The following is an 18524-nucleotide window of genomic DNA, read 5'->3' as shown; positions in this document are numbered from 1 at the left end:
TTCAGGAGTTGATAACAATAATACCTCTATTCTAGACAAATCCCCCATTGATTGACAGCATCAGTGACCAATCGCAATGATTGCGGAGGCCGCTTATGGCAGGGGAAAGGATGACATCTACCGAGATATGGTTACGGTTAATACATACAGGGTCTCTTTGTGGTGATGCAATGCTGGACGCCGTCGCACGGCTACAGAATCAGAAAAGCATAGATGTTCCTGTTCTCAGAAACGCCGGGCTGACAGCAAAGCAAGCTGAACGGTTCTTTGCTCAAGAGGAAAGTGAGCTGGAACGCAGCCTGATGTGGCTTGAGCAGCCGGACAATCAATTATTAACGGCACATGATCCGCTTTATCCTCCCTTGCTTCGAACGATTCCTGATTATCCGGGGGCGTTATTTGTAAAAGGCAACCCTGAGGCGCTTAACACTATCCAGTTGGCTGTTGTAGGTAGCCGTGCACCGTCGTGGTACGGCGAGCGATGGGGGAGGATTCTGTGCGAACAACTTTCACAAACTGGGTTCACGATCACCAGCGGGTTGGCCTGTGGTATTGATGGCGTTGCCCACAATGCTGCACTGTCAGTAAAAGGCTGTAGTGTCGCCGTGTTGGGGAACGGTCTTTTTAGCATTTATCCCCGCCGGCATCAGGCTTTGGCTATGCGTCTCATCGAATCTGACGGTGCGATAGTGTCTGAGTTCCCTCTTTCGGCGCAGCCCAGACCAGCAAACTTTCCTCGTCGTAATCGAATTATCAGCGGGCTTAGCAGGGGCGTGCTGGTCGTTGAAGCGGCGTGGAGAAGCGGTTCACTGGTCACAGCTCGATGCGCGCTCGAACAGGGGCGAGAAGTCTTCGCCCTGCCAGGTCCGATAGGCAACCCCGGATGTGAGGGGCCCCACTGGCTGATTAAGCAAGGAGCAACACCGGTAACGGAAGTAGGAGATATTCTTGAAAATTTGCAATATGGGTTGCAATGGCTGCAGGAAGATCCCGAAAAGCGACAATATTCATCAGATCAGGGAAAGGTGGCATTGCCATTTCCCAAGCTCCTGGCTAACGTAGGAGATGAGGTAACACCTGTTGACGTTGTCGCTGAACGTGCCGGCCAACCTGTGCCAGTAACGGTAGCACAGCTACTCGAACTGGAGTTAGCAGGGTGGATCGCAGCTGTACCCGGCGGCTATGTCCGATTAAGGAGGGCATGCCATGTTCGACGTACTGATGTATTTGTTTGAGACTTACATCCATAACGAAGCAGAAATGCGAGTGGATCAGGACAAATTGACACAGGATCTTACCGATGCGGGGTTTGAGCGGGAAGATATCTATAATGCGTTGATGTGGCTGGAAAAGTTGGCTGATTATCAGGAAGGCCTTGCCGAACCTATGCAGCTTGCTTCTGACCCATTGTCTGTACGCATCTATACCGCTGAAGAGTGTGAAAGGCTGGACGCCAGCTGCCGGGGATTCATTTTATTCCTTGAGCAGATTCAGGTGCTAAACCTCGAAACGAGAGAAATGGTGATAGAGCGCGTCATGGCGCTGGATACAGCAGAATTTGAACTGGAAGACCTTAAATGGGTGATCCTGATGGTTCTGTTTAATATCCCGGGCTGCGAAAATGCCTATCAGCAGATGGAAGAATTACTCTTTGAAGTGAATGAAGGTATGCTGCATTAATTCAATATGCAGCACCAAGAGTTGTTATGGCCAAATCAGCACTATTCACGGTGCATAGAAATGAGCCCTGCCCGCAGTGCGGGGCTGAACTTGTTATTCGGTCCGGGAAACACGGCCCGTTTCTCGGTTGTTCACAGTATCCGGAATGTGATTATGTCCGTCCTCTGAAAAGCCAGGCTGATGGACATATCGTTAAAATTCTGGAGGGGCAGCTTTGTCCTCTCTGCGGTGGCGAACTCGCGCTACGCCAGGGGCGTTTCGGCATGTTTATTGGATGTAGCCGTTATCCGGAATGTGAGCATACGGAACAAATTGATAAGCCTGATGAAACGGCCATTGCGTGTCCTCAGTGTCAGCGAGGTCAGCTGGTACAGCGCCGTTCCCGTTATGGTAAGACCTTCCATTCGTGCGATCGCTACCCTGACTGCCAGTTCGTTATCAATTTTAAGCCGGTAGCGGGAATCTGCCCTCACTGCAATTATCCGCTACTTATAGAGAAGAAAACCGCGCAGGGCATGAAACGCTTCTGCGCCAGTAAACAATGTGGAAAGCCGGTAACGGCGGATCAATATAGTGAATAATAACCTGCCATCAGGCTCCATAGCGCATGCGGTGGATGTCCTGAAAAATGAAGAAGTCATCGCGTATCCAACTGAAGCTGTCTTTGGGGTCGGTTGCGATCCTGACAGCGAGACGGCTGTGAGCCGCCTGCTTAACCTGAAACAACGACCCGTCGAGAAAGGGCTGATTTTGATCGCTGCGAATTACGAGCAGCTTAAGCCCTATATTGATGATTCTATGCTAACGCCAGCACAGCGCGAGACAATCTTCTCCGCGTGGCCAGGACCGGTAACCTTCGTCTTCCCGGCGCAGCCGACAACCCCGCGCTGGTTAACCGGACGCTTTGATTCCCTTGCCGTTCGCGTCACTGACCATCCGCTGGTGATAGAGCTGTGTCTGGCGTTTGGCAAACCACTGGTCTCAACCAGCGCCAACCTGACCGGGCTGCCTCCTTGCCGAACAACTGAAGAAGTACTGGCGCAGTTCGGGAGTGATTTCCCGGTAGTATTGGGTGAAACGGGTGGTCGACTGAATCCGTCGGAAATCCGCGACGCTTTGACCGGCGAACGTTTTCGCCAGGGGTAATATGATGGAAGCTTATGCTGTTTTTGGTAACCCGATAGCGCACAGTAAGTCACCCTGGATCCATCAGCAGTTTGCCGGCCAGCTCGAGATAGTTCATCCCTATGGCCGCGTGCTGGCACCTGTTGACGCATTCGTTCCGACCCTGAATGCTTTTTTCGATGCAGGTGGTAAAGGTGCAAATGTGACGGTGCCTTTTAAAGAAGAAGCCTTTGAACGCGCGGATGAACTGACTGAACGTGCTTCTCTTGCCGGTGCTGTAAATACGCTAAAACGGCTTGAAGATGGGCGGTTGCTTGGCGATAACACGGATGGTATCGGGTTGCTTAGCGACCTGGAAAGACTGTCATTTATTAAGCCGGGTTTTCGAATTCTACTGATAGGTGCGGGCGGAGCTTCTCGGGGCGTACTGCTTCCTCTCTTATCTTTTGATTGTGCTGTGACCATTACCAACCGCACGTTTTCCAGAGCAGAATCGTTAGCGGGGGTGTTTGCACATACCGGTAGTGTAAGCGCCGTTGCGCTTGATGATCTGGCGGGTCACGAGTTCGATCTTATCATCAATGCCACCTCTAGCGGCATTGGTGGCGAAGTTCCGGCGATCCCTTCTTCACTAGTGAGTCACAACATCTATGTCTACGACATGTTTTATCAGAAAGGGAAGACACCTTTCCTGAACTGGTGTGAACAACACGGTGCGAAGCATCTGGCGGATGGACTGGGCATGCTGGTGGGGCAGGCGGCGCATGCAGTGCTGCTTTGGCATGGCGTGTTACCTGCGGTCGAACCGGTGATTGCAAAGCTGAAGCAGGAACTGACTGAGTGAACCAGGCAATTCATTTCCCTGACAGAGAGTTCTGGGATGAGAGCAAGCACGCTGTTTGTTTCCCGGCGCTGGTGCACGGGATGCAATTAACCTGCGCGATCCGCGGAGAAACGCTGCTGAGTCGTTTCGGCGGTTCAAACCCATTAGACGTATTTTGTGAAAATCGCTGGGATCTGGAAGAAGAAGCCAGCGATTTGATCCGCGATCAGCAGGAAGACGATCAGGGCTGGGTCTGGTTGTCCTGAGCCAAATACTCATCTTTCCATTTCACATAGTTATTCGCTGAGTATTTCAACCCTTCTATTTCCGCCTCTTTTAAGGGGCGGATCTGCTTCACCGGGCTACCTAAATAGAGATAACCGCTTTCCAGACGTTTGTTTTGCGGGACAAGACTCCCGGCACCAATCATGACATCATCTTCTACTATTACACCATCCAGCAAAATCGAGCCCATCCCCACAAGCACCCGATTACCGATAGTGCAGCCGTGAAGCATCACCTTATGGCCGACAGTGACATCTTCTCCAATAATGAGCGGATTGCCCTCAGGGTTGTATGAGGATTTGTGTGTGACATGCAGAACGCTACCATCCTGAATATTGGTACGGGCACCAATCGACACGAAGTTGACATCCCCCCTGATGGCGACAAGTGGCCAGATACTGACATCAGCGGCTATTCGCACATCACCAATGACTACGCTGCTGGCATCGATCATCGCGCGATCGCCTTTTTTGGGGAACAGATCTTTATAAGGACGTAATACTGCGGGCATATCTACCTCTATGGATGAGCGCTATACAGAAGACTTTGATCATAATATTGGATCGAGGCAAGGTAAAATGCGTCAATATTTAAGCAGATTGGGCGGGTTTTCAGCGAAAAGCGCGGAAAATCGACAGTCGGAAAAAAAGATCCAAAAAGTACTTGTACTAAAAAATGGGATCCCTATAATGCGCCTCCATCGACACGGCGGATGTGAATCACTTCACAAACAACCCGGTCGGTTGAAGAGAAAAAATCCTGAAATAACGGGTTGACTCTGAAAGAGGAAAGCGTAATATACGCCACCTCGCAACGGTGAGCTGAAAGCCGCGTTGCAACTGCTCTTTAACAATTTATCAGACAATCTGTGTGGGCACTCAAAGTGACATGGATTCTTAACGTCTTCGGACGAAAAATGAATACCAAGTCTCAACGAGTGAACACGTAATTCATTACGAAGTTCTTTTCTTTAGAAATAAAGAAACATTGAGCATCAAACTTTTAAATTGAAGAGTTTGATCATGGCTCAGATTGAACGCTGGCGGCAGGCCTAACACATGCAAGTCGAGCGGTAGCACAGAGAGCTTGCTCTCGGGTGACGAGCGGCGGACGGGTGAGTAATGTCTGGGAAACTGCCTGATGGAGGGGGATAACTACTGGAAACGGTAGCTAATACCGCATAACGTCGCAAGACCAAAGAGGGGGACCTTCGGGCCTCTTGCCATCAGATGTGCCCAGATGGGATTAGCTAGTAGGTGGGGTAACGGCTCACCTAGGCGACGATCCCTAGCTGGTCTGAGAGGATGACCAGCCACACTGGAACTGAGACACGGTCCAGACTCCTACGGGAGGCAGCAGTGGGGAATATTGCACAATGGGCGCAAGCCTGATGCAGCCATGCCGCGTGTATGAAGAAGGCCTTCGGGTTGTAAAGTACTTTCAGCGGGGAGGAAGGTGCTGAGGTTAATAACCTCAGCAATTGACGTTACCCGCAGAAGAAGCACCGGCTAACTCCGTGCCAGCAGCCGCGGTAATACGGAGGGTGCAAGCGTTAATCGGAATTACTGGGCGTAAAGCGCACGCAGGCGGTCTGTCAAGTCGGATGTGAAATCCCCGGGCTCAACCTGGGAACTGCATTCGAAACTGGCAGGCTAGAGTCTTGTAGAGGGGGGTAGAATTCCAGGTGTAGCGGTGAAATGCGTAGAGATCTGGAGGAATACCGGTGGCGAAGGCGGCCCCCTGGACAAAGACTGACGCTCAGGTGCGAAAGCGTGGGGAGCAAACAGGATTAGATACCCTGGTAGTCCACGCCGTAAACGATGTCGACTTGGAGGTTGTGCCCTTGAGGCGTGGCTTCCGGAGCTAACGCGTTAAGTCGACCGCCTGGGGAGTACGGCCGCAAGGTTAAAACTCAAATGAATTGACGGGGGCCCGCACAAGCGGTGGAGCATGTGGTTTAATTCGATGCAACGCGAAGAACCTTACCTACTCTTGACATCCAGAGAACTTTCCAGAGATGGATTGGTGCCTTCGGGAACTCTGAGACAGGTGCTGCATGGCTGTCGTCAGCTCGTGTTGTGAAATGTTGGGTTAAGTCCCGCAACGAGCGCAACCCTTATCCTTTGTTGCCAGCGGTCCGGCCGGGAACTCAAAGGAGACTGCCAGTGATAAACTGGAGGAAGGTGGGGATGACGTCAAGTCATCATGGCCCTTACGAGTAGGGCTACACACGTGCTACAATGGCGCATACAAAGAGAAGCGACCTCGCGAGAGCAAGCGGACCTCATAAAGTGCGTCGTAGTCCGGATTGGAGTCTGCAACTCGACTCCATGAAGTCGGAATCGCTAGTAATCGTAGATCAGAATGCTACGGTGAATACGTTCCCGGGCCTTGTACACACCGCCCGTCACACCATGGGAGTGGGTTGCAAAAGAAGTAGGTAGCTTAACCTTCGGGAGGGCGCTTACCACTTTGTGATTCATGACTGGGGTGAAGTCGTAACAAGGTAACCGTAGGGGAACCTGCGGTTGGATCACCTCCTTACCTTAAAGAACCTGCCTTTGTAGTGCTCACACAGATTGTCTGATGAAAAGTAAATAGCAAGGCGTCTTGCGATTGAGACTTATACGTCCCCTTCGTCTAGAGGCCCAGGACACCGCCCTTTCACGGCGGTAACAGGGGTTCGAATCCCCTAGGGGACGCCACTTGCTGGTTCGTGAGTGAAAGTCACCTGCCGTCATATCTCAAAACTGACTTACGAGTCATGTTTGAGATATTTGCTCTTTAAAAATCTGGATCAAGCTGAAAATTGAAACGACACATCTTAATGGTGTGTTCGAGTCTCTCAAATTTTCGCAAGTCGATGATGAATCGAAAGAAACATCTTCGGGTTGTGAGGTTAAGCGACTAAGCGTACACGGTGGATGCCCTGGCAGTCAGAGGCGATGAAGGACGTGCTAATCTGCGAAAAGCGCCGGCGAGGTGATATGAACCTTTGACCCGGCGATGTCCGAATGGGGAAACCCAGTGTGATTCGTCACACTATCGTTAACTGAATACATAGGTTAACGAGGCGAACCGGGGGAACTGAAACATCTAAGTACCCCGAGGAAAAGAAATCAACCGAGATTCCCCCAGTAGCGGCGAGCGAACGGGGAGCAGCCCAGAGTCTGAATCAGCTTGTGTGTTAGTGGAACGGTCTGGAAAGTCCGACGATACAGGGTGATAGTCCCGTACACGAAAATGCACAGGTTGTGAACTCGAAGAGTAGGGCGGGACACGTGGTATCCTGTCTGAATATGGGGGGACCATCCTCCAAGGCTAAATACTCCTGACTGACCGATAGTGAACCAGTACCGTGAGGGAAAGGCGAAAAGAACCCCGGCGAGGGGAGTGAAAAAGAACCTGAAACCGTGTACGTACAAGCAGTGGGAGCACCTTCGGGTGTGACTGCGTACCTTTTGTATAATGGGTCAGCGACTTATATTCTGTAGCAAGGTTAACCGTATAGGGGAGCCGAAGGGAAACCGAGTCTTAACTGGGCGTTAAGTTGCAGGGTATAGACCCGAAACCCGGTGATCTAGCCATGGGCAGGTTGAAGGTTGGGTAACACTAACTGGAGGACCGAACCGACTAATGTTGAAAAATTAGCGGATGACTTGTGGCTGGGGGTGAAAGGCCAATCAAACCGGGAGATAGCTGGTTCTCCCCGAAAGCTATTTAGGTAGCGCCTCGTGAACTCATCTTCGGGGGTAGAGCACTGTTTCGGCTAGGGGGCCATCCCGGCTTACCAACCCGATGCAAACTACGAATACCGAAGAATGTTATCACGGGAGACACACGGCGGGTGCTAACGTCCGTCGTGAAGAGGGAAACAACCCAGACCGCCAGCTAAGGTCCCAAAGTCATGGTTAAGTGGGAAACGATGTGGGAAGGCACAGACAGCCAGGATGTTGGCTTAGAAGCAGCCATCATTTAAAGAAAGCGTAATAGCTCACTGGTCGAGTCGGCCTGCGCGGAAGATGTAACGGGGCTAAACCATGCACCGAAGCTGCGGCAGCGACACTATGTGTTGTTGGGTAGGGGAGCGTTCTGTAAGCCGTTGAAGGTGTCCTGTGAGGGGTGCTGGAGGTATCAGAAGTGCGAATGCTGACATAAGTAACGATAATGCGGGTGAAAAGCCCGCACGCCGGAAGACCAAGGGTTCCTGTCCAACGTTAATCGGGGCAGGGTGAGTCGACCCCTAAGGCGAGGCCGAAAGGCGTAGTCGATGGGAAACAGGTTAATATTCCTGTACTTGGTGTTACTGCGAAGGGGGGACGGAGAAGGCTATGTTAGCCGGGCGACGGTTGTCCCGGTTTAAGCATGTAGGCGGAGGTTCCAGGTAAATCCGGTACCTTATTAACGCTGAGGTGTGATGACGAGGCACTACGGTGCTGAAGTAACAAATGCCCTGCTTCCAGGAAAAGCCTCTAAGCATCAGGTAACATCAAATCGTACCCCAAACCGACACAGGTGGTCAGGTAGAGAATACCAAGGCGCTTGAGAGAACTCGGGTGAAGGAACTAGGCAAAATGGTGCCGTAACTTCGGGAGAAGGCACGCTGATATGTAGGTGAAGCCCCTGCGGGTGGAGCTGAAATCAGTCGAAGATACCAGCTGGCTGCAACTGTTTATTAAAAACACAGCACTGTGCAAACACGAAAGTGGACGTATACGGTGTGACGCCTGCCCGGTGCCGGAAGGTTAATTGATGGGGTTAGCGGCAACGCGAAGCTCTTGATCGAAGCCCCGGTAAACGGCGGCCGTAACTATAACGGTCCTAAGGTAGCGAAATTCCTTGTCGGGTAAGTTCCGACCTGCACGAATGGCGTAATGATGGCCAGGCTGTCTCCACCCGAGACTCAGTGAAATTGAACTCGCTGTGAAGATGCAGTGTACCCGCGGCAAGACGGAAAGACCCCGTGAACCTTTACTATAGCTTGACACTGAACACTGGTCCTTGATGTGTAGGATAGGTGGGAGGCTTTGAAGCGTGGACGCCAGTCTGCGTGGAGCCGACCTTGAAATACCACCCTTTAATGGCTGGTGTTCTAACGTAGACCCGTAATCCGGGTTGCGGACAGTGTCTGGTGGGTAGTTTGACTGGGGCGGTCTCCTCCCAAAGAGTAACGGAGGAGCACGAAGGTTAGCTAATCCTGGTCGGACATCAGGAGGTTAGTGCAATGGCATAAGCTAGCTTGACTGCGAGAGTGACGGCTCGAGCAGGTGCGAAAGCAGGTCATAGTGATCCGGTGGTTCTGAATGGAAGGGCCATCGCTCAACGGATAAAAGGTACTCCGGGGATAACAGGCTGATACCGCCCAAGAGTTCATATCGACGGCGGTGTTTGGCACCTCGATGTCGGCTCATCACATCCTGGGGCTGAAGTAGGTCCCAAGGGTATGGCTGTTCGCCATTTAAAGTGGTACGCGAGCTGGGTTTAGAACGTCGTGAGACAGTTCGGTCCCTATCTGCCGTGGGCGCTGGAGAATTGAGGGGGGCTGCTCCTAGTACGAGAGGACCGGAGTGGACGCATCACTGGTGTTCGGGTTGTCATGCCAATGGCATTGCCCGGTAGCTAAATGCGGAAGAGATAAGTGCTGAAAGCATCTAAGCACGAAACTTGCCCCGAGATGAGTTCTCCCTGACCCTTTAAGGGTCCTGAAGGAACGTTGAAGACTACGACGTTGATAGGTCGGGTGTGTAAGCGCAGCGATGCGTTGAGCTAACCGATACTAATGAACCGTGAGGCTTAACCTTACAACGCCGAAGCTGTTTCGGCGAAGAGACAGACAATCAAATTTCAGCCTGATACAGATTAACAGAATTTGCCTGGCGGCTTTAGCGCGGTGGTCCCACCTGACCCCATGCCGAACTCAGAAGTGAAACGCCGTAGCGCCGATGGTAGTGTGGGGTCTCCCCATGTGAGAGTAGGGAACTGCCAGGCATCAAATTTAGCGTGCTGATATGGCTCAGTTGGTAGAGCGCACCCTTGGTAAGGGTGAGGTCCCCAGTTCGACTCTGGGTATCAGCACCACTTTATACTTAGGTTAAAGTTCGGCAAGAAGTAAAAGAATTTGTCTGGCGGCTTTAGCGCGGTGGTCCCACCTGACCCCATGCCGAACTCAGAAGTGAAACGCCGTAGCGCCGATGGTAGTGTGGGGTCTCCCCATGTGAGAGTAGGGAACCGCCAGACATCAAACAAGTGAAAAGGCCATCCGAAAGGATGGCCTTTTTGCGTTTATGTGCAGAAAAAACGGTAGGCCGGGTAAGGCGAAGCCACCACCCGGCAGAGAAAACGACTAATGAATCACCTGTGACAAGAAGGTCCGCGTGCGTTCTGACTTCGGATGAGCAAAGAACTCATCTGGTGGTGCCTGCTCGACAATCTCGCCACGATCCATGAAGATCACCCGATCTGCTACGGTTCTGGCAAATCCCATTTCATGTGTCACGCACAACATGGTCATCCCGGATTGTGCCAGCCCAATCATAGTATCCAGGACTTCCTTCACCATTTCAGGATCCAGTGCTGAGGTAGGCTCATCAAACAGCATGATTTTAGGCTTCATACACAGCGAGCGGGCGATAGCCACACGCTGCTGTTGGCCACCCGATATCTGGCCTGGAAATTTATTGGCATGTTCGGCAATGCGGACGCGTTCCAGATAGTGCATCGCCAGTGCTTCGGCCTCCTTTTTGGGCAACTTTTGAACCCAGATTGGTGCCAGCGTGCAGTTCTGCAGGACGGTCAGATGTGGGAACAAATTAAAGTGTTGAAACACCATTCCTACTTCCTGACGAACACGTTCGATATTGCGGATATCTTCATTCAGCTCAATACCATCAACAACAATACGCCCCTGTTGATGTTCTTCCAGATGGTTAATACAGCGAATTGTCGTGGATTTACCTGAACCTGAAGGTCCACAAAGTACGATGCGTTCGCCCTGTTTAACCTTCAGGTTGATGTCTTTCAGGACATGAAACTGTCCGTACCATTTATTTACGTCTTCCAGCGTAATCATCGCGTCGGCGGGTGTCATAGTAATTTGGCTCATAATTTCCTCAGTGCGGTGTACGCCCGGTGTTAAAGCGCTTTTCCAGATGCTGGCTGTAGCGCGACATGCTAAAACAAAAGATCCAGTAGATTAGGGCAGCAAAGACATATCCTTCGGTGGACATCCCCAGCCAGACGGGGTCAACGGTCGCCTGCTGCACGCTGCTGAAGAGATCGAACAATCCGATAATGATCACCAGACTGGTGTCTTTGAAGAGGGCAATGATCGTGTTAACCAGACCCGGGATGACCAGCTTGAGTGCCTGGGGAAGAATCACCAGCCCCTGCGTTTTCCAGTAACCGAGCGCCAGCGATTCTGCTGCTTCATACTGGCCTTTAGGCAATGCTTGCAGACCACCACGTACAACTTCAGCGACATAGGCGGACTGGAAGAGAATCACACCGACCAGGGCGCGGATCAGTTTGTCGATCGTTGTACCTTCCGCCATAAACAGCGGCAGCATGACCGAGGACATAAACAGAACGGTAATGAGTGGTACACCGCGCCAGAACTCAATGAAGATAACGGAAAGGATACGCACGACCGGCATTTTTGAACGCCGCCCAAGTGCGAGCAAAATACCCCATGGCAAAGCTCCTGCTATCCCCACGGAAGCGATGATCAGCGTTAACGTTAGACCGCCCCACTGGCGTGTTTCAACGCGTTCCAGCCCCAGGAAACCGCCATAGAGAAGCATCCAGACAATAATCGGATAGACCACGGCCCAGGCGGCAATATAGCGTCCACGGTGAGGCAGTTTTTTCCAGAACATGATAGCGATTGAGAGCAGGCCAATAACCAGCGCCAGATTAATCCGCCAGCGTTGTTCGTGCGGATACAAACCATACATGAATTGCCCGAAACGCTCATGGATAAACACCCAGCAGGCGCCGGATTTTGTGCAGTCTGCTCGGGTTGAACCGACCCAGTTGGCCTGTAAAAACGCCCAGTTCAGCAGGGGAGGAATCAACTCCCACATGAGCCACAGGCAGACAATCGTCAGCAGGCTGTTACTCCAGCTGGAGAACAGGTTCTTACGCGCCCAGAGAATGAAGCGTCCACCTGTCGAGTGGGCGGGGCGCGAGGCGTGCGACAGTATCGCTTTTGTCATCATAGTTCCTTAGCGCTCGACCAGTGCTATACGACGGTTATAGAGGTTCATCAGCAATGAAATCACCAGGCTGATGATCAGATAGACAGACATGGTGATGGCGATGGTTTCAATGGCTTGCCCTGTCTGGTTAAGCACGGTTCCGGCGAACAGTGACACCATATCGGGGTAGCCAATGGCAGCGGCCAGCGATGAGTTTTTGACAATGTTGAGATACTGGCTGGTCAGGGGCGGAATGATGACCCTTAATGCCTGAGGAATGATGACCTGGCGAAGCGTCACGGTATGGGGCAACCCCAGAGAGCGTGCTGCCTCGTGCTGTCCATGCGGTACGGCCTGGAGCCCTGAACGGATAATCTCAGCGATAAAGGCGGACGTATAAATCGAAAGTGCCAGCGTCAGGGATGCCAGTTCAGGGATCAATACCATCCCTCCCTGAAAGTTAAAACCACGCAGATGCGGAACATCCCAGTGTAGTGCGGCACCGAAGAGCCAGTGTGTCAAAAGCGGCAGGCCGATAATCAAGGCTGCAGCCGTTGGCCAGGTTTTACGAAGCTGGCCGGTTTTGATCTGATGCTTACGGTTAAAGCGGAATACTGCAACAGATAGGGCAAGCGCTATCACTATCGCGCCAATGAAAGCGTAAAGTCCTTCGCCTGGCAGAGGAGAAGGAATAGACAACCCTCGGTTACTCAGGAAAAACAGATCAAACGCGTCAACGGCCTGGCGTGGACCGGGAAGGTTACGCAGTACGGCGAAATACCAGAAGAAGATTTGCAGCAGCGGGGGAATATTGCGGAACGTCTCGATGTAAACTGTTGAAAGCTTCCGCAGGAGCCAGTTTTCAGAAAGACGCGCCAGACCAATAAAGAAGCCCAGTATCGACGCGAAGACGATACAAAGCGCCGATACCAACAGCGTATTCAGTAAACCGATCACGAACACGCGTCCGTACGTGTCACCTTCCTGGTAATCAATAAGGTGCTGAACAATGCCAAACCCCGCGCTGCGATCTAAAAACGCAAAACCGGAGGTAATACCGCGATTATTCAGGTTGGTGATGGTGTTATGAATGAGATATACGGCGATGAGAACAACCGCAACAATAGCAATAATTTGGAATAACCAGGCGCGGACCGCGGGATGAGAAAAGGATAGCGATCCTTTTACGGCTGAGCGGCGATGGGACATAAAGAAACCTCAGTAACCATGACTCTGGAGTGGGCACTGCCGTAACAGTGCCCGTTACAGCTATGACTTAACGTACTGGTGGTGCGTACTGAATACCGCCGTTGTTCCAGAGATTGTTCTGGCCGCGTTTGATCTTCAGCGGGCTTTCCGATCCCACGTTGCGCTCAAAGATCTCAGAGTAGTTGCCTACCTGTTTGATGATGTTGTAAGCCCACTTGTTATCCAGCTTCAGATCCTTGCCGAAATCACCTTCTGTACCGAGCAGGTGTGCCATATCCGGGTTGGATGGCTTAGCGACTTTCTCATCAACGTTTTTCGAGTTGATGCCCATCTCTTCCGCGTTCAGCATGGCGAACAGCGTCCAGCGAACGATGGAGAACCAGTCTTCATCACCACGACGGACAACCGGTCCAAGAGGTTCTTTCGAGATTACTTCAGGCAGGACAATCCACTCCGCTGGGTTGCTCAGCTTAATACGTAACGCATACAGCTGTGACTGGTCAGAGGCCAGCGTGTCACAACGACCCGATTCCAGCGCTTTGGCCGATTCATCCGAGCGGTCAAATGTGACAGGGGTGTATTTCATGTTATTGGCTTTGAAATAATCCGCGACGTTCAGCTCGGTATCGGTGCCCGCCTGAATACAAACCGTGGCACCATCCAGTTCCTTCGCGCTTTTCAGGCCCGCTTTATTGTGGGTCAGGAAGCCGATGCCGTCATAATAGGTTACGCCGGTAAATGACATGCCCATACCTGCATCACGGGAAGAGGTCCAGGTCGTATTACGGGAGAGCATGTCAACTTCGCCGGACTGCAGCGCCGTAAAGCGTTCTTTCGCCGTCAGCGGGGTATATTTTACTTTGCTGTCATCGCCAAAAACGGCGGCGGCGACGCCACGGCAGACATCGACATCAATTCCGGTAAATTTGCCATTAGCATCGGCATAAGAGAAGCCAGGCAAACCGTCACTGATACCACATTGAACAAAACCTTTCTTTTTAACGGCATCCAGTGTCGTTCCCGCATGGGCTTGACCGGCTACAGCAAACAACATGCCTGCAGCGGCCAGGCTGGCTATCATCGTCTTTTTCATAATGCATCCTGTGTGGCGAAATTTATCGTTATAGAGGCGTTTTAAACGCTTTACCTGTCTGTGGCTTTGGCCAACGTTTATAAAGCAAACGTAATGCCAGGTTTTGCGTTCAGCAAAATAAGTGATAAGTGAACGCATAATGCAGAGTGTAGACAGGCTTAAATAAAACGAGCGCCCCGAAACAGTGCGAAATTACAACCTGTGCCACAAATCGGAGCAAAAGTTTCAATACCTTTGGCGCTTTATGAATAGATAGTTTCAGGGGTGAATATTGGCAGGGTATTAAATGCTATTAATATGTGAAAATCATCACGATAGAATGTGCAATTTAAATAGGTTCATGAAAAAGATGTGATTGCCTTCAGGCTTGAATTAAACGTGCGGATAAAAACGGGGCTATTTTTTTACTTATTTGAAAATAGTGCACTAATTAAAAGCAAAAGCGCGGTCAGAGCCGCGCTTTCTGAACAGATGTTACTTAGTCAGGGCAACAATACCTAGCGTCAGGCCCGCGACTGCGGCCGCACCGCCGGCGATAGCGCCTGCTGTTTCCCAGTTATCCTGGGTGGTGCCTTTCATACAGGTATTGGTATGAACCAGTCGGCCCTGGTCGTCGTAAACCGGTACACATGGCGAATCGTGCGCGCAACCAGCAAGCAGCGCAGCGAGTAGTGCAACGGAAATGAATCTTTTCATGATGTTACCTCAGTATTATTTCTCATCCGCTATAAAGCCAGGAGGGCTATTAACGAACTGGAGGTTATTTTACCACCAGGGTAAGCCCTCATTACACGAGGAATAATCTCAAATTATGTAGTTTGTAAAAATCGTGGAGAAAAGTCGTTTTCAGGGTGAATTAATGGAGGAATTGTGGAGTTGCAAGATGCTGTTTTTACTTAATGCAAATAATCGTTTTTTTAAGGGAGTGTTCTTTAATGCCTAATTCATTGTTTACGTTAAAAATAAAAAAGGCACCAGAGGTGCCTTTCAGGGAAACATTAATCCTTATGGCGAGTAAACCGTCGCCGAACAACCACAAAAAAGACCGGTACGAAGAAAATCGCCAGAAGGGTTGCTGAAAGCATCCCCCCCATAACGCCCGTACCGACGGCATTTTGCGCGCCGCTCCCGGCCCCGGTGCTGATTACCAGCGGCATGACGCCCAGAATAAAGGCCAGGGACGTCATCAGAATCGGTCGAAGGCGCATTCTTGAGGCTTCAAGCGTGGCCTCAATAAGGCCTTTACCTTCTTTATCCATCAGGTCTTTAGCAAATTCGACGATCAGGATGGCGTTTTTCGCCGATAAACCGATCGTCGTCAGCAGGCCGACCTGGAAATAGACGTCATTGTTTAGCCCACGCAATGATGCTGCGAGAAGAGCCCCAATGACACCCAGCGGAACAACCAGCATGACGGAAAAAGGAATAGACCAGCTTTCGTACAGGGCTGCCAGACACAGGAACACCACGATCAGTGAAATGGCGTACAGCGCAGGCGCCTGGTTACCCGAAAGCCGCTCCTGAAACGACATTCCTGTCCAGTCATAGCCGATGCCGGAAGGCAGTTTTGCCGCGAGACTCTCCATCATAGCCATCGCTTCACCGGTACTTTTACCCGGTGCCGACTCACCGAGGATCTCCATGGAGGGCATCCCGTTATAGCGCTCCAGGCGGGGCGAACCATACACCCAGTGAGCGTTGCTAAAGGCTGAGAACGGGACCATTTCTCCATTCGCGCTGCGTACGTAGAGGTTGTTAATGTCCCCTGGCAACATGCGGAATCGGGCATCGGCCTGCACGTAAACCTTTTTCACACGACCATGATCGATAAAGTCGTTCACATAGGTGCCACCCAGCGCAGTCGAGATCGTCTGGTTAACGTCAGAAAGGCTGACACCTAATGCCTGCGCTTTCTCCTGGTCAACATCCAGTTTGAACTGAGGGGTATCTTCCAGACCGTTAGGACGCACGCGCACCAGCAGGTCAGGGTGCTCTTTCACCATGCCGAGAAGTTGATTGCGTGCCTGTGTCAGTTGGGTATGCCCCAGGTTAGCCTGATCAATCAACTCAAAGTCGAAGCCGGTTGCAGTACCTAACTCAATAATGGCAGGCAGGTTAAACGGGAACACAAGGCCGTCTTTAATCTGACTGAAGGCTTTCGTCGCGCGACCGACAATGGCCTCGACGCCATTTTTCTCCCCCGGGCGATCTTCCCAGGGCTTCAGGCTGACGAACGCAATACCGGAGTTCTGACCCTGGCCGCTAAAGCTAAAGCCGTTTACGGTAAAGACGGACTCAACATTTGCTTTCTCTTTGTTCAGATAGTAGTCCTGAACCTGATCGAGAACCTGCTGAGTCCGCGCCTGGGTTGCACCTGCCGGGAGTTGAACCATCGTCATAAACACCCCCTGATCCTCTTCGGGCAGGAAGGAGGTGGGCAAGCGCAGGAAGAGCACCGCCATCCCACCGACAATAATGACGTACACCACCAGATAGCGTCCGGTCTTACGCAAAATACCGCTCACGCTGTTGCTGTAGTGTTCCACGCTCTGATCAAAGCGCGCATTAAACCAGCCAAAGAAGCCACCTTTTTGCTCATGGTGATCGCTGGAGACTGGCTTAAGCAATGTTGCACACAGCGCTGGCGTCAGGATCAGCGCAACAAGCACGGACAGCGCCATCGCCGAGACGATAGTCAGTGAGAACTGGCGATAGATGGCCCCCGTCGAGCCGCCAAAAAAGGCCATCGGAATAAAGACCGCCGAGAGCACCATAGCGATCCCCACCAGTGCCCCCTGAATCTGCTCCATCGACTTCTGCGTGGCCTCTTTTGGCGGCAGGTTGTCCTCGACCATGACGCGTTCAACGTTCTCGACAACCACGATAGCGTCATCAACCAGCAGACCTATCGCCAGCACCATGCCGAACATTGTCAGGGTATTGATGGAGAAGCCGAACGCCGCCAGAACCGCGAAAGTGCCCAGCAGAACGACCGGCACCGCGATAGTCGGGATGAGCGTCGCCCGCAGGTTTTGCAGGAACAGGTACATGACCAGGAAGACGAGAACAATCGCCTCAAACAGGGTCTTCACCACTTCGTGGATGGAGATTTTCACAAACGGCGTGGTGTCATACGGGTAGACAACCTTCAGACCTTGCGGGAAGAACTGTTGCAGCTGCGCCAGCTTGCTCTTGATGGCTGCCGCCGTATCCAGCGCGTTTGCCCCGGTTGCCAGTTTAATCCCCAGCCCGGTTGCCGCCTGCCCGTTGATTTTTGTCACCATATTGTAGTTTTCGCCACCCAGCTCAATACGCGCGACATCCTTCAGGTGAACCATGGAACCGTCCTGGTTCACCTTGAGCGTCACGCGGCCAAACTCTTCCGGTGATTTCAGGCGGGTTTGCGCGATGATCGAGGCATTCAGCTGCTGCCCCGGGATGGATGGCGTCCCGCCCAGCTGGCCTGCCGCTATCTGGTCGTTCTGCGTTTTCAACTGGTTGATAATATCCAGCGGCGTCAGCTGGTATTTGTTCATCGCATTGCTGTCGAGCCAGATACGCATCGCATACTGGGCACCAAACAGCTGCACGTCACCGACACCAGACGTTCGGCTGATGGCATCTTTGACGTTCGAAGCGACATAGTCGGAGATGTCATTCTGGGTAAGGTTTTTATTGTCTGATACAAAACCGGCGACCAGCAGGAAGCTGCTGCTGGATTTCTCAACGCCAATCCCTTGCTGCTGCACCTCTTGCGGCAGCAGCGGCATGGCGAGCTGCAGCTTGTTTTGTACCTGCACCTGGGCGATGTCCGGATCGGTTCCTGACTCGAAGGTCAGCGTAATGGTGACGTTACCCGCTGAATCGCTGGTGGAGGACATATACATCAGGTTATCAATACCGTTCATGTTCTGTTCGATAACCTGGGTCACGGTATCCTGCACCGTTTGAGCGTCCGCTCCCGGGTAGGTCGCGGATATTGCCACGGCGGGAGGGGCGATGGTCGGATACTGTGCGACGGGAAGTTTGAGAATGGCCAGCCCGCCGGCAATCATCAAAATGATGGCAAGTACCCAGGCGAAAACAGGCCTCTGAATAAAGAAATTAGCCATGT

At 51.9% G+C, this 18524-nt stretch carries 13 protein-coding genes, 2 tRNA genes and 4 rRNA genes; 12 read left to right on the top strand and 7 right to left on the bottom strand.

Translation table 11 applies throughout. The annotated features are described in order from the left end of the window. Positions 1–110 precede the first annotated feature (110 nt). The 6 genes from dprA to AAHF05_RS20435 are packed head-to-tail and all read left to right on the top strand — an operon-like array spanning position 111 to position 3894. Positions 111–1235 (top strand): DNA-protecting protein DprA, encoded by a 1125-nt coding sequence (dprA, locus tag AAHF05_RS20460; protein WP_129325411.1) that lies wholly within the window; start codon positions 111–113, stop codon positions 1233–1235. Beyond that, on the top strand, positions 1207–1680 hold the full coding sequence (smg, locus tag AAHF05_RS20455; RefSeq protein ID WP_008503477.1) for a DUF494 family protein Smg: 474 nt from the start codon (positions 1207–1209) through the stop codon (positions 1678–1680). The genes dprA and smg overlap by 29 nt, the downstream gene beginning before the upstream one ends. Positions 1681–1706: 26 nt before the next feature. After that, positions 1707–2261 (top strand): type I DNA topoisomerase, encoded by a 555-nt coding sequence (locus AAHF05_RS20450; RefSeq protein ID WP_129325410.1) that lies wholly within the window; start codon positions 1707–1709, stop codon positions 2259–2261. Further along, on the top strand, positions 2254–2826 hold the full coding sequence (tsaC, locus tag AAHF05_RS20445) for an L-threonylcarbamoyladenylate synthase type 1 TsaC (protein WP_129325409.1): 573 nt from the start codon (positions 2254–2256) through the stop codon (positions 2824–2826). The genes AAHF05_RS20450 and tsaC overlap by 8 nt, the downstream gene beginning before the upstream one ends. 4 nt (positions 2827–2830) lie before the next feature. After that, positions 2831–3649: a shikimate dehydrogenase gene (gene aroE / locus AAHF05_RS20440; protein WP_129325420.1), complete on the top strand. Its 819-nt coding sequence runs from the start codon at positions 2831–2833 to the stop codon at positions 3647–3649. Beyond that, the gene (locus AAHF05_RS20435; RefSeq protein ID WP_129325407.1) at positions 3646–3894 is read left to right on the top strand and encodes a DUF1488 domain-containing protein; all 249 of its coding nucleotides are present in this window, start codon (positions 3646–3648) and stop codon (positions 3892–3894) included. The genes aroE and AAHF05_RS20435 overlap by 4 nt, the downstream gene beginning before the upstream one ends. Here the strand turns inward: AAHF05_RS20435 and AAHF05_RS20430 are convergent. Further along, complete coding sequence (locus AAHF05_RS20430) at positions 3870–4424, bottom strand: gamma carbonic anhydrase family protein (protein ID WP_129325405.1); 555 nt, start codon at positions 4422–4424, stop codon at positions 3870–3872. The two genes, AAHF05_RS20435 and AAHF05_RS20430, sit on opposite strands and share 25 nt — an antisense overlap. 493 nt (positions 4425–4917) lie before the next feature. Here AAHF05_RS20430 and AAHF05_RS20425 point away from each other — a divergent pair. The 6 genes from AAHF05_RS20425 to rrf (AAHF05_RS20400) all read left to right on the top strand — a co-directional run bounded on the left by AAHF05_RS20425 (position 4918) and on the right by rrf (AAHF05_RS20400) (position 10150). Continuing rightward, positions 4918–6457 (top strand): 16S ribosomal RNA (locus AAHF05_RS20425). An 85-nt stretch (positions 6458–6542) separates the two neighbouring features. Continuing rightward, positions 6543–6618 (top strand) — tRNA-Glu (locus AAHF05_RS20420). A gap of 192 nt (positions 6619–6810) precedes the next feature. After that, positions 6811–9714, top strand: a 23S ribosomal RNA gene (locus AAHF05_RS20415). Between the two features lie 71 nt (positions 9715–9785). Next, positions 9786–9901: ribosomal RNA gene (rrf, locus tag AAHF05_RS20410) — 5S ribosomal RNA — on the top strand. Positions 9902–9915: 14 nt separating this feature from the next. Continuing rightward, positions 9916–9991, top strand: a tRNA-Thr gene (locus AAHF05_RS20405). Between the two features lie 43 nt (positions 9992–10034). After that, positions 10035–10150, top strand: a 5S ribosomal RNA gene (rrf, locus tag AAHF05_RS20400). Together the 16S, 23S and 5S rRNA genes with 2 tRNA genes alongside form the textbook arrangement of a ribosomal RNA operon. A 106-nt stretch (positions 10151–10256) precedes the next feature. Here rrf (AAHF05_RS20400) and AAHF05_RS20395 read toward each other — a convergent pair. From AAHF05_RS20395 to AAHF05_RS20370, 6 genes are all read right to left on the bottom strand, one after another. Next, positions 10257–11015: an amino acid ABC transporter ATP-binding protein gene (locus AAHF05_RS20395; RefSeq protein ID WP_028018574.1), complete on the bottom strand. Its 759-nt coding sequence runs from the start codon at positions 11013–11015 to the stop codon at positions 10257–10259. A 7-nt stretch (positions 11016–11022) separates the two neighbouring features. Then, positions 11023–12126, bottom strand: a complete 1104-nt coding sequence (locus AAHF05_RS20390; protein WP_129324211.1) for an amino acid ABC transporter permease — start codon at positions 12124–12126, stop codon at positions 11023–11025. 9 nt (positions 12127–12135) lie between these two features. Then, a complete protein-coding gene (locus tag AAHF05_RS20385) occupies positions 12136–13317 on the bottom strand; it encodes an amino acid ABC transporter permease (protein WP_129324210.1) in 1182 nt (393 codons plus the stop codon). Positions 13318–13384: 67 nt separating this feature from the next. Further along, the gene (locus tag AAHF05_RS20380) at positions 13385–14410 is read right to left on the bottom strand and encodes an amino acid ABC transporter substrate-binding protein (protein WP_256065788.1); all 1026 of its coding nucleotides are present in this window, start codon (positions 14408–14410) and stop codon (positions 13385–13387) included. Positions 14411–14884: 474 nt separating this feature from the next. Further along, entirely contained in the window at positions 14885–15106 is a 222-nt protein-coding gene (locus AAHF05_RS20375) for a lipoprotein (protein ID WP_008502867.1), read from the bottom strand. Between the two features lie 302 nt (positions 15107–15408). Beyond that, the gene (locus AAHF05_RS20370; protein WP_129324208.1) at positions 15409–18522 is read right to left on the bottom strand and encodes an efflux RND transporter permease subunit; all 3114 of its coding nucleotides are present in this window, start codon (positions 18520–18522) and stop codon (positions 15409–15411) included. Positions 18523–18524: the final 2 nt, after the last annotated feature.

This window comes from Enterobacter adelaidei (genome assembly GCF_041937165.1).
Taxonomy (GTDB): domain Bacteria; phylum Pseudomonadota; class Gammaproteobacteria; order Enterobacterales; family Enterobacteriaceae; genus Enterobacter; species Enterobacter adelaidei.
This window is presented reverse-complemented; position numbering and strand designations above follow the sequence as displayed.